The 12,485-nt window shown below is 66.3% G+C and carries 9 protein-coding genes; 8 read left to right on the forward strand and 1 reads right to left on the reverse strand.

What is annotated here, in order from left to right; all coding sequences use genetic code 11:
- The first annotated feature begins 535 nt into the window (after window positions 1-535).
- Window positions 536-1,543, forward strand: coding sequence for a transposase (locus BTH_RS02825; protein ID WP_009895598.1), 1,008 nt, complete (start codon window positions 536-538; stop codon window positions 1,541-1,543).
- Window positions 1,544-1,615: 72 nt separating this feature from the next.
- Here BTH_RS02825 and BTH_RS02830 read toward each other — a convergent pair whose 3' ends face one another.
- Window positions 1,616-3,130, reverse strand: a complete 1,515-nt coding sequence (locus BTH_RS02830) for a mannose-1-phosphate guanylyltransferase/mannose-6-phosphate isomerase (protein WP_009907278.1) — start codon at window positions 3,128-3,130, stop codon at window positions 1,616-1,618.
- A gap of 428 nt (window positions 3,131-3,558) precedes the next feature.
- On the opposite strand from BTH_RS02830, the gene BTH_RS02835 reads away from it, so the two are divergent.
- The 7 genes from BTH_RS02835 to BTH_RS02865 are packed head-to-tail and all read left to right on the forward strand — an operon-like array spanning window position 3,559 to window position 12,474.
- Entirely contained in the window at window positions 3,559-4,941 is a 1,383-nt protein-coding gene (locus BTH_RS02835; protein WP_011400941.1) for an undecaprenyl-phosphate glucose phosphotransferase, read from the forward strand.
- A gap of 46 nt (window positions 4,942-4,987) precedes the next feature.
- Window positions 4,988-6,409 carry a UDP-glucose dehydrogenase family protein gene (locus BTH_RS02840; RefSeq protein WP_009907281.1) on the forward strand — a complete coding sequence of 474 codons (1,422 nt, stop codon included), beginning with the start codon at window positions 4,988-4,990 and terminating at the stop codon, window positions 6,407-6,409.
- A gap of 21 nt (window positions 6,410-6,430) precedes the next feature.
- The gene (locus BTH_RS02845) at window positions 6,431-6,865 is read left to right on the forward strand and encodes a low molecular weight protein-tyrosine-phosphatase (RefSeq protein ID WP_009895608.1); all 435 of its coding nucleotides are present in this window, start codon (window positions 6,431-6,433) and stop codon (window positions 6,863-6,865) included.
- Window positions 6,859-8,034, forward strand: coding sequence for a polysaccharide biosynthesis/export family protein (locus BTH_RS02850; RefSeq protein ID WP_009895610.1), 1,176 nt, complete (start codon window positions 6,859-6,861; stop codon window positions 8,032-8,034). Before BTH_RS02845 ends, BTH_RS02850 begins: the two co-directional genes overlap by 7 nt.
- A gap of 50 nt (window positions 8,035-8,084) precedes the next feature.
- Window positions 8,085-10,304: a polysaccharide biosynthesis tyrosine autokinase gene (locus BTH_RS02855; protein ID WP_009895611.1), complete on the forward strand. Its 2,220-nt coding sequence runs from the start codon at window positions 8,085-8,087 to the stop codon at window positions 10,302-10,304.
- Window positions 10,305-10,343: 39 nt separating this feature from the next.
- Window positions 10,344-11,291 carry a glycosyltransferase family 2 protein gene (locus tag BTH_RS02860; RefSeq protein WP_011400943.1) on the forward strand — a complete coding sequence of 316 codons (948 nt, stop codon included), beginning with the start codon at window positions 10,344-10,346 and terminating at the stop codon, window positions 11,289-11,291.
- Between the two features lie 43 nt (window positions 11,292-11,334).
- Window positions 11,335-12,474 (forward strand): glycosyltransferase, encoded by a 1,140-nt coding sequence (locus BTH_RS02865; RefSeq protein ID WP_009895613.1) that lies wholly within the window; start codon window positions 11,335-11,337, stop codon window positions 12,472-12,474.
- Window positions 12,475-12,485 lie beyond the last annotated feature (11 nt).

Below are 12,485 nucleotides of genomic sequence, written 5' to 3' on the forward strand. Positions count from 1 at the left end.
ATCAATTATGAGATTGCGTGTAATGAAAAGTATAACGATTGGAAAAGGATTTAATTACCGATCAATAAACAATTTGTCACGTATTTTCCCTTGATTTACCGATGTTGCAACGGCATCGGAAAATGCTGCCGCTCAGCGTGGGAGCTGGTGCAGAAACCCGTCTTTCGTGTAGTTTTCATCTTCCCTTCATCCTTGCTGGACGGTGCTTTCGAGCCGATGTAAATAAAACGTCATAAAAATAGAAAAGAAAAGCTGACCCTGGTTGGCGACTTTCTTGTTTCAGTGCGTAACATGATGCCGTTGTCATATTGAGATAAACCCTGATGATGGTATGCTTCATGCACAAAAAATATCGCATACGAGTGAGACAGTGGTTCGTGCGTCATCGTCGGGAGCCGCGGCACCTTGTTTGTGCTTAGCGCGCCGGCGTGCACAACCGAATAGCGTCCATGTGCAACCTGGCCGCGGTCATGAGCGCGATTCGCTCGCGACCGTGCCGCCAATCGCAGCCCGGCCTGGCTGCGTGGAGAGATCTATGTTCTTCGATGAGCTAAACGATGAGGAGTGGGCCCGTCTGTCGACGTTGATCGCCGATGAACCCATCCGACTGAACCGACGAGGACGTCCGCGTGCGGAGAATCGGGTCGTCGCGAACGCGGTGCTATGGATTCTCACCACGGGCGAACCGTGGTCGAAGCTGCCCGGCCGCTATCCGTCCGGCCCGACGTGCCGGCGCCGCTTCGAAGAATGGCTTGCGAGCGGCACGCTCGGCGAGATGGTGAGAGTGCTGTCCGAAGAGAGCGGTCGCGCGTTTGCCTACGTGCCGCCGCCGCCCGAGCCCGTCGCGCCCGTGCGGCGCGCGGAGCAGGCCGCCGATTGCGACCGCCTGCGCGGCGTGTTTTGGCAAAACCCCGAGTCGTGGCAATTGCCTGTCGCTCAGACGGACGTTTGCCGTCCGGGCGTGGGCGTGAACGTCCGCCGCTTCGCGAGCGAAGACGATGAAGACGGGCCGCGCGATGCCGAGACGCCGCATGACCGAGGCTTCACCGTGCCGGGCGCGGCCGTGCGCGATCATGCGCACGGCGGCCGCGCGCACGCCGCGTCGTTCAGCTTCGCGACGCACGCGCCGCAGACCGAAACCTATCGCGGCTATACCGTATACGGCATCGCGCAGCCGGTGCAGAACCTGATGTATCGCGCGTGGGCGGAGATCGTGCAGGACGATCGGCGCGTCGAGCGCTCGGGTCTCATCGGGCCGCGCTTCACCGATGCCGAATCGGCCGAGCAGTATGCGCTCGACTGGGCACGTCAATGGATCGATCGCCAATGCGCCGGCGCGCCGAGTGCGCGCGAAGCGTCGGCACCCGACGCCGGGCAGGCGGGCAAATCGGTGCCGACGATCGCCGGGCTGTCCGCGCTCGCGATGGCCGAAACCAACATCAAGCACTTCGCGGCCGAGCGGCGCCGTGCGCTGGCGGAGGGCCGCGGCGATGCGTCGCAAGTGCAGATCGACCGGCACGAGTACGCCTATCGCGTCGGTTGAGCGCGGCGCCGCGCCGAGCCGCGCGGCACGCTCGCGCGCGGGCCGCGCGGCCGCTTCGGCGCGGCCGTTTCGTCAGTGTCGACCATAGTTGTCTTCGAAGCGGACGATGTCGTCTTCTCCGAGATACGAGCCCGATTGCACTTCGATCAGCTCGAGCGGCATCTTGCCGGGATTCTCGAGCCGATGCGACACGCCGAGCGGAATGTAGGTCGACTCGTTCTCGGACAGCAGGAACGTTTCGTCGCCGCGCGTGATGCGCGCGGTGCCGCGCACGACGATCCAGTGCTCCGCGCGATGGTGATGCATCTGCAGCGACAGGCGCGCGCCCGGCTTGACGACGATCCGCTTCACCTGGAAGCGCTCGCCGCTGTCGACCGAGTCGTAATGCCCCCACGGGCGATGCACTTTCCGGTGTTCGGACGCTTCCGTGCCGGACTCCGCCTTCAGGCGCCCGACGATTTTCTTCACGTCCTGCACGTGCGCGCGATCGGCGACGAGAATCGCATCAGGCGTCTCGACGACGACGAGATTCTGCGTGCCGACGCAGGCGATCAGGCGTCCTTCCGAATGCGCGAACGTCGACGATGCCTGCTCGAAGCACACGCGGCCGCGGGCGACATTGCCTTCGTCGTCCTTGTCGCTGATCTGCCAGAGCGCATCCCATGATCCGACGTCGGACCAGCCGGCGTCGAGCGGCACGACGACGCCCTCGCACACCGCGGGCAGGTTCGACAGCGGTTCCATCACCGCGTAGTCGATCGAGTTCGACGGCGATGCGGCGAAGCTGTCGCGATCGACGCGGAAGAACGGACCGTCGACGCTGCCGAGCTCGACGGCGCGCGCGCACGCTTCGTGGATCGCGGGCTGGAAGTGGCGAATCGCCTTCAGCCATACCGAGGCGCGAACGATGAAGATGCCGCTGTTCCACCAATATTCGCCCGACGCGACATATTGCCGGGCGAGTTCGAGATGCGGCTTTTCGACGAAGCGGTCGAGCTTCCTGACCGCGACGCCGAGCTCGGCGTCGCTCGCGCTCGCGGCGGCCCCGACGCGGATATAGCCGTAGCCCGTCTCCGCGCGCGCCGGCACGATGCCGAGCGTCGCGATCATCCCTTGCTCGGCGCAGCGCACGCCCGCGGCGACCGCTTGCTGGAAGCGCGCGATGTCGGCGACCGCGTGATCGGCGGGCATCACGGTCAAGACTGCGTCGTCGCCGTCCGCGACCGCGCGCAGCGCGGCGATCGTCAACGCCGGCGCGGTGTCGCGGCCGAGCGGCTCGAGCAGGAGCGTCGCGTCCTTGCCCGCGAGCCGCAATTGCTCGGCGGTCGTGAAGCGATGCTCCTCGCCGCACACGATGATCATTCGTTCGGATACCGGATGAGCGCCCGACAGGCCGTCGAGGCGGCGTGCGGTCGATTGCAGCAGCGATTCGTCGCCGAGCAGATTGATCAGTTGCTTGGGATGACGCTCGCGCGACATCGGCCAGAGGCGCGTGCCCGAGCCTCCGGCCAAGACGACGGGCTGCACGGCGACGCGCGTGCCGGCGGTGCAAGCGGACCGGGCGTCCGCGGCGAGCGTGGCGTTCATGTTGACACTCCTCGAGTACAAGACTGTCCCGACGTTGTAGCACGACGTAAATCGACAATAAAAGAATCGGGCGGATTCGCCTGATCGTCGGCATGTGATCGTGCGGTGCACACAGATTGCATGAAGTGCATGCGAACAAATGAATAAAAAATTAGAAAAATATTGGGTTTCTACCAGCTCGAGCCGCGCTGGGAAAGGCTATCCGGCGGTTCTTCATATCTTCTGGTTGTCTATCCGGAAGATTGATTCGGAAAAACATGCTGGCGGAAAAGCGGCGTGCCCGCGAAAAAATTTCCGATTATTTTTAGAAATACTTGTGCGCTTGCGGGAGGAATTTTCTTGCCGGTTCAATAACGTCTTGCAATGTTTAAATCGGATGCACGTCGACGAGATGTGTGCTGCCGGTTTCCGTCTCACGAGGAAGAATCATGTTGAGCGTGCTGGCTAGGATGATCGATATCACGATGGCGGTGGCGGGCGCAATGATCGCCGCCATGATCCATCGCGGCGGCTTCGTGTGGCTCGACGACCTGCAACGCACGGTCGTCGTGTTCGACTGCATGCTCGTCGTCGTGTTTTTCCCGGCGTTCGGCATTTATCAGTCGTGGCGCGGCAAGCCGGTGTTCGGGCTCATGTGGCGCGTGTCGGTCGCGTGGCTCGTCGTCGAGGGCGCGGGCATCCTGATGAGCTTCAGCGTTCACCATGCGGGCGAACTGTCGCGCTTGTGGCTCGGCTACTGGGCGATGGCGACGATCACGCTGCTCGTCGCGTCGAAGGCCTGCGTGTACGCGGTGCTGCGGCAATTGCGGCGCGGCGGCTACAACCACAAGTCGGTTGCCATCGTCGGCAGCGCGCAGGCGAGCGCGACGAAGCGGCTCGTCGCGCACATGCGGGCGCGTCCGGACGCGGGCTTCAATCCGGTGTGCATCTATGACGAGCATGGCGACGCATCGATGGCCGGCATCGACGGCATCGCGATCGAGCGCCGCTTCGGCGACCTCGTGCGCCACGTGCGCAGCCGCGAGATCGGCGAACTGTGGCTCGTGCTGCCGCTTTCGGAGGAGCCGCAGATTCACCGGATCGTCACCGAGTTCCGAAACGATTTCGTCAACATTCGTTTCGTGCCGGACGTGCGCAGCCTGTCGTTCTTCAATCAGGAAGTGATCGAGCTGCTCGGCGTGCCCGCGATCAATCTCGCCGCCTCGCCGATCACCGACGTGCGGATTCTGCCGAAGTTCGTGTTCGACCGGCTGTTCGCGCTCGCCGCGCTCATGATGCTGTCGCCTGCGATGCTCGTGATCGCGCTGCTCGTGAAGCTCACGTCGCCGGGCCCCGTGTTCTTCCGGCAGACGCGCAAGGGCATCGACGGCAACGAGTTCGAGATCTACAAGTTCCGCTCGATGAAAGTGCATCAGGAAGCGGCGGGGAAGATCACGCAGGCGAAGAAGAACGATTCGCGCGTGACGACCGTCGGCCGTTTCCTGCGCCGCACGAGCCTCGACGAGCTGCCGCAGTTCATCAATGTGCTGAGGGGCGAGATGTCGGTGGTCGGCCCGCGTCCGCACGCGCTCGAGCACGACGACATCTACAAGGATCTCGTCAAGGGTTACATGTTCCGCTACCGGATCAAGCCGGGCATCACCGGCTGGGCGCAAATCAACGGCTTTCGCGGCGAGACCGACCGCATCGAAAAGATGATGGGCCGCGTGAAGCTCGATCTGTATTACATGCAGAACTGGTCGTTCTGGCTCGACATCAAGATCGTCGCGCTGACGCTGTGGAAGGGCTTCACCGGCAGCAACGCGTACTGAGCGCGGCATCGCGTTTTACGACTCACTGGGCAAAGAGGTGCGACAGATGAATCTGACTATCATCGGCAGCGGTTACGTAGGGCTCGTCACGGGCGCATGTCTCGCCGACATCGGCCACGACGTGTTCTGTCTCGACGTCGACAGCAAGAAGATCGACATCCTGAACGGCGGCGGCGTGCCGATCCACGAGCCGGGTCTCAAGGAGATCATCGCGCGCAACCGTTCGGCGGGCCGCCTGCAGTTCTCGACCGACGTCGAGGCGGCCGTCGCGCACGGCGACGTGCAGTTCATTGCGGTCGGCACGCCGCCCGACGAGGACGGCTCCGCGGATCTGCAGTACGTGCTCGCCGCGGCGCGCAACATCGGCCGCCACATGCGGGGCTTCAAGGTGATCGTCGACAAATCGACGGTGCCCGTCGGCACGGCCGAGCGCGTGCGCGAGGCGGTTGCGCACGAGCTGAAGGCGCGCGGCGGCGACTCGATGTTCTCGGTCGTGTCGAATCCCGAATTCCTGAAGGAAGGCGCGGCGGTGGAGGATTTCACGCGGCCCGACCGGATCGTGATCGGCTGCGACGACGACGTTCCCGGCGAGCGCGCGCGCGAGCTGATGAAGAAGCTCTACGCGCCGTTCAATCGCAATCACGAGCGCACGCTCTACATGGACGTACGCTCGGCCGAATTCACGAAGTACGCGGCGAACGCGATGCTCGCGACGCGCATCTCGTTCATGAACGAGCTCGCGAATCTCGCGGAGCGCTTCGGCGCCGATATCGAGGCGGTGCGGCGCGGGATCGGCTCCGATCCGCGCATCGGCTATCACTTTCTGTATGCGGGCTGCGGCTACGGCGGCTCGTGCTTTCCGAAGGACGTCGAAGCGTTGATCCGCACGGCGGCCGAGCACGGGCAGGCGCTGCGCGTGTTGCAGGCGGTGTCCGCCGTCAACGACGAGCAGAAGCACGTGCTCGCGAAGAAGGTGGTCGCGCGCTTCGGCGAGGATCTGACGGGCCGCCGCTTCGGCGTGTGGGGCCTCGCGTTCAAGCCGAACACCGACGACATGCGCGAGGCGCCGAGCCGCGCGCTGATCGCGGAGCTGTTGTCACGCGGCGCGCGCGTCGTTGCCTACGATCCGGTCGCGCAGGCGGAGGCGCGGCGCGTGATCGCGCTCGATCTGGGCGATCGCCCGGATGCGCTCGAGCGGCTCGCGTTCGCCGACGACGAGGCACAGGTTGCGCAGGACGCGGATGCGCTCGTGATCGTCACCGAATGGAAGGCGTTCAAGAGCCCGGACTTCGCCGCGCTCGGCAAGCGCTGGAAGACGCCCGTGATTTTCGACGGACGCAATCTGTACGAGCCGGTCGCGATGCGCGAGCTCGGCATCGAGTATTACCCGATCGGGCGGCCCGGCGCCGCGGCGCGCACCGCGGCGGGCGGCCGGAACGCCGCTCGCACCGCGCGTGCCGGCGCGTGACCGATCGGCGCGAGAGCGAGCATGTTTCGCAACATTTTGATCGTATGCCGCGCGAACGTGTGCCGGAGTCCTGCCGCGGAGTGGCTGTTCAGGTCGATGGCGCCGCGCGCGTCGCTTTCGTTCCATTCGGCGGGCGTCGATGCGAACGAAGGCGACGGCATCGATCCGACGATGTCGCGCCTGCTCGCGGAGCGCGGCGTCGACGCGGCGCCGCACCGCTCGCGGCGGCTGAGCCGCGCGCTCGTGCGCGCAACGGATCTCGTGCTCGTCACCGAGCGCCGGCAAATCGCCGAGGTCGAGGCGATCGATCCGTTCGCGCGCGGCAAGGTGCATTTGCTCGGCAAGTGGGAAGACGCGGAGATCGCCGATCCGTACGGCGGCCCGGAGGGCGATTATCGGGATAGCTACACATTGATCGAACGTCTCGTTCAAGGATGGTTGCAAAAGATATGTTGAATCGTTCGCTTAGACCCCTGGCGCTCGCCGTCGCGGCTGCCGTGCTGTTGCAGGCGTGCGCGACGGCGCCCGGCAATTATCTCGACACGTCGCGCCTCGACGACAAGGATGCGCAGCTTGCCGAGCATTACAACGTGCAGCTCATCACCGCGCAACTGGTCGTATCGCAGGCCGACGCGCAGCGCAAGGAGCGGCCGTTGCCGCCGGCGCGCTTCGTCGACCCGGCGCAGTACGTGTACCGTATCGCGCCGCAGGACATTCTCGGCGTGACCGTGTGGGATCACCCGGAGCTGACGACGCCGCAGGGACAGTCGTTCTCGAGCGGCGGCAACACGACGCAGACCGTCGCGGGCGCGCTGCAGCAGCCTTATGCGAACGCGCTGCCCGGCCAGGCCGATCCGTACGGGCAGACGGTGATGTCCGACGGCACGATCTATTTTCCGTTCGTCGGCCGGCTGCGTGCGGCGGGCAAGACGGTCGGCCAGGTGCGCGACGAGCTCGCGGCGCGGCTCGCGCGTTACGTGAAGAATCCGCAGGTCGACGTGCGCGTGCTGTCGTATCGCAGCCAGAAGGTGCAGGTGACGGGCGAAGTGAAGACGCCCGGCCCGCTCGCGATCACCGACGTGCCGCTCACGCTCGTCGATGCGATCACGCGCTCGGGCGGCTCGACGAACGAGGCCGATCTGCAGCGCGTGCGCCTCACGCGCGACGGCAAGTTTTATCAGCTCGACGCGAACGGCATGCTCGATCGCGGCGACGTCACGCAGAACGTGATGCTGCAGCCGGGCGACATCGTCAACGTGCCGGACCGCGGCGACAGCCGGGTGTTCGTGATGGGCGAGGTGAAGACGCCCGCGACGGTGCCGATGCTCAAGGGGCGCCTGACGATCGCCGACGCGCTCACGGCGGGCGGCGGCATTCTCGATACCGATGCGAATCCGCGTCAGGTGTACGTGCTGCGCGATCTGCAGGACAAGCCGAACACGCCCGACATTTTCCGCCTCGACATGACGCAGCCCGACGCGCTGATGCTCTCGAGCCGATTCCAGTTGAAGCCGCTCGACGTCGTGTACGTCGGCACGTCGGGATCGGTGCGCTTCAACCGCCTGCTGCAGCAGATTTTCCCGACGATCCAGTCGATTTACTACATGAAGCAGATCACGCGCTGATCGGTCCCGGGCCGTCGCGCGCGGCCCGCTTCAACCTCAAGCGGGAATGCATGGTGAATACGCAAGCGAAACATCCTTATGCCGACCTCGCGGTGAAGACCGACGAGGAAGACGTCGTCCTGGGCCAGATGATCCAGGTGATTCTCGACGATATCTGGCTGCTCCTCGGCATCGCGTTGGTCGTGATCGCGCTCGCCGGGCTCTACTGCTACGTCGCGAAGCCGGTCTATTCGGCCGATGCGCAGGTGCGAGTCGAGGCGAGCGACAACACGTCGCAAGCGCTCACGCAGACGCAGACGGGCGCGATGATCAACAGCGGGCCGCCGACGCCGCCGACCGACGCGGAAATCGAGATCATCAAGAGCCGCGGCGTCGTCGCGCCGGTCGTCGAGCAGTTCAAGCTGAACTCGTCGGTCACGCCGAACACGTTCCCGATCCTCGGCGCGATCGCGGCGCGGCTCGCGACGCCGGGCCATCCGGGCAAGCCGTGGCTCGGCCTGTCTTCGTACGCGTGGGGCGGCGAGGAGGCGAAGGTCGATTCGATCGAGGTGACGCCCGCGCTCGAAGGCAAGAAGCTCACGCTCACGGCCGGCGCGGACGGCGGCTACACGCTTGCCGATCCGGACGGCTTCCCGCTCGTGCGCGGCAGGGTCGGCGAGAGCGAGCAGGGCGGCGGCGTGACGATCGACGTATCGAAGCTCGTCGCGCGTCCCGGCACGCGGTTCACGGTGATCCGGCAGAACGATCTCGATGCGATCACCGCGTTCCAGTCGGCGATCCAGGTGGCCGAGCAGGGCAAGCAGACGGGCGTGATCCAGATCTCGCTCGAAGGCAAGGACCCCGAACAGACCGCGCAGATCGCGAATGCGCTCGCGCAGTCGTATTTGCATCAGCACGTGACGAGCAAGCAGGCCGAAGCGACGAAGATGCTCGAGTTCCTGAAGAACGAAGAGCCGCGCCTGAAGTCGGACCTCGAGCGCGCGGAGGCGGAGCTGACCCAGTATCAGCGCACGTCGGGCTCGATCAACGCGAGCGACGAAGCGAAGGTCTATCTCGAAGGCAGCGTCCAGTACGAGCAGCAGATCGCCGCGCAGCGGCTGCAGCTCGCGGCGCTCGCGCAGCGCTACACGGACGAGCATCCGCTCGTCATCGCGGCGAAGCAGCAGCTCGGACAGCTCGAAGCGGAGCGCGCGAAGTACGACGGCAAGTTCCGCGGGCTGCCGGCGACCGAAGTCAAGGCGGTCGCGCTGCAGCGCAATGCGAAGGTCGCGGAAGACATCTACGTGCTGCTGCTCAACCGCGTGCAGGAGCTGTCGGTGCAGAAGGCCGGCACCGGCGGCAACATCCGCCTCGTCGATGCGGCGCTGCGCCCCGGCGTGCCGGTCAAGCCGAAGAAGATGCTGATCCTGTCGGCGGCGACGCTGCTCGGCCTGATCCTCGGCACGGGCGTCGTGTTCCTGCGCCGCAACCTGTTCCACGGCATCGAGGACCCGGATCGCGTCGAGCGCGCGTTCAACCTGCCGCTGTACGGCCTCGTGCCGATGAGCGCGGAGCAGACGCGGTTCGACGCCGCGGACAAGGGCAACCGCGTGCGGCCGATTCTCGCGTGCGCCCGGCCGAAGGACCTGAGCGTCGAGAGCCTGCGCAGCCTGCGCACCGCGATGCAGTTCGCGCTGATGGACGCGAAGAACCGCGTGATCGTGCTGACGGGCCCGACGCCCGGCATCGGCAAGAGCTTTCTCGCGGTCAATCTCGCCGCGCTCGTCGCGCATTCGGGCAAGCGCGTGCTGCTGATCGACGCGGACATGCGGCGCGGCACGCTGGAGCGCCACTTCGGCACCGGCGGGCGGAGCGGCCTGTCGGAGCTGTTGAGCGACCAGGTCGCGCTCGAAGAGGCGATTCGCGAGACGCCGGTGCCGGGCCTGTCGTTCATTCCGTGCGGCGCGCGTCCGCCGAATCCGTCGGAGCTGCTGATGTCGCCGCGCCTGTCGCAGTATCTCGACGGCCTCGCGAAGCGCTACGACATGGTGATCGTCGATTCGCCGCCGATCCTCGCCGTCACCGACGCGATGATCTTCGGCGAACTCGCCGGCTCGACGTTCCTCGTGCTGCGCTCCGGCATGCACACCGAGGGCGAGATCAGCGATGCGATCAAGCGGCTGCGCACCGCGGGCGTGCAACTGCAAGGCGGAATCTTCAACGGCGTGCCGGCGCGCACGCGAGGCTACGGCCGCGGCTATGCGGCCGTGCACGAATATCTGAGCGCATGACGCCATGACGCGAGCGCTTCTTCGATCGACGAGGTGACGATGAAAATTTCCGTACTCGTGCCGACCTACCGGCGTCCCGCGGATCTCGCGCGCTGTCTGGCCGCGCTGCAGCGGCAGCGCGTCGCGCCCGACGAGGTGATCGTCGTCGCGCGCCCGGACGACGACGCAACGCACGAGCGGCTTGCCGATCCGGGCGTGCGCGGCGCACTCGCGCTGCGGATCGTGACGGTCGACGTGCCGGGACAAGTGGCGGCGCTCAATCGCGGGCTCGACACCGCGCGCGGCGAGGTGATCGCGATCACCGACGACGACGCCGCGCCGCGCGTCGACTGGATCGAGCGGATCGGCACGATCTTCGCGGCCGATCCGCGCGTGGGCGCCGTGGGCGGGCGTGACTGGGTGCACGAGAAGGGCCGGCTGCTCGACGGCGAGCGTCCGCTCGTCGGCCGGCTCACGATGTCGGGCAAGATCATCGGCAATCATCATCTCGGCGTCGGCGGCGCGCGCGAAGTCGATACGCTCAAGGGCGCGAACATGAGCTATCGCCGCGCGGCGATCTTGGGCCTGCGTTTCGACACGCGCCTTCGCGGCGCGGGCGCGCAGACGCACAACGACACTTCGTTCAGCATGTGCGTGAAGCGCGCGGGCTGGAAGCTCGTCTACGATCCGGCCGTCGCGGTCGACCATTACCCGGCCGAACGTTTCGACGACGATCGCCGCGACACCGCGTCGATGGCCGCGCTGTCGAACGCCGCGTACAACCTGCATCTGACGTTGCGCGAGCATCTGCCGCCCGTGCGGCGCGAGATCGCTTGGTGGTGGTGGACGTTCGTCGGCACCCGCGCGTATCCGGGGCTCGCGCATGTGGTGCTGAGCGCCGCGGCGAAGAACGGCGCGAGCATGCGAGCGCGCTGGCGCGCGGTGCGGCGAGGCGCGCGCGACGCGCGGCGCGTGACGCTCGCGACTCACGCCGGCGTCACGCAATGAGCGGCACGTTGGAGATTCAATCGATTCGGGCTGGAGTTTTCGCATGATCGCCACGAAGGTTCACGTTCATCTGTTTTACGGCGCCGACCCGCGCACCTATCGCAAGGGCGACGGCATCGGCTGCCTGTACGGCTATCACCATGCGGAGTCCGAAGAGTTCGCATTGACGTATTCGCGCGACGCGCGCGAGAGCCGGCTCGTCGGCTTCGGCCGCCGCGCGCTGAAGTACGCGCTCGGCTTCGATCTGATGCATGCGTGGCGCAATCGCGCCGAGCTGCTCGATTCCGATGTGATCTGGACGCACACCGAGCACGAGCATCTCGCGGCCGCGCTCGTGCTGAAGCTGTTCGGCGCGCGCGGCGCGAAGCCGCTGCTGCTCGCGCAAAGCGTCTGGCTGCTCGACAAATGGCCCGGCTACGGCTTCGCGCGCCGTTGGGCGTACCGCAAGCTGATCGGCCGCGCGGACGCGCTGACGACGCTCGCGCGCAACAACGCCGAGCTGTGCCGCCGCTATTTGCGGCGCGACGCATTGCAGGTGTACTACGGGCTGAACACGCAGGATTTTCCGATTTGCGCGCCGGATGTCTGGTCGCCGCACCGGCCGTTGCGCATCGCCGCGATCGGCAACGATCGCGATCGCGACTGGAAGACGTTCGTCGCCGCGTTCGGCGGCGATTCGCGCTACGAGGTGCGGCTCGCGACGCGCCGCCGCATTCCGCGCGCGCTGCACGCGCCGAACGTCGAGATCGCGCCCGCGTCGGGCATCGTCGAGCAGCGCGAGCTGTACGACTGGGCGGATCTGATCGTCGTGCCGCTGCGGCCGAACCATCACGCGTCCGGCATTACGGTGATGCTCGAGGCGGCAGCGCTCGGCAAGCCGATGATCGTCTCCGATGTCGGCGGGCTGCGCGACTATTTCCCGCAGGGCACCGCGACTTACGTGCAGCCGTTCGACGCGCTCGCGCTGCGGCGCGCGGCCGACGCGCTCGCCGCGCGGCCGGATCAGGCGCTCGCGCGCGCGCAGGCCGCCGCGCGCCGGTTGAGGGAGCGCGATCTGACGACGCAGCAGTTCGCCGCGCAGCACGTGCGGATCACGCGCGATCTGCTCACGCGCCGCCGCGCGCATGCGGCGGCCGAGGCGGCGCTGTCGTTCGCCGATTCGCGTTCGCGCTCGAACGGGTGAGGGCGGCTGCG

This window comes from Burkholderia thailandensis E264 (genome assembly GCF_000012365.1).
Lineage (GTDB): Bacteria > Pseudomonadota > Gammaproteobacteria > Burkholderiales > Burkholderiaceae > Burkholderia > Burkholderia thailandensis.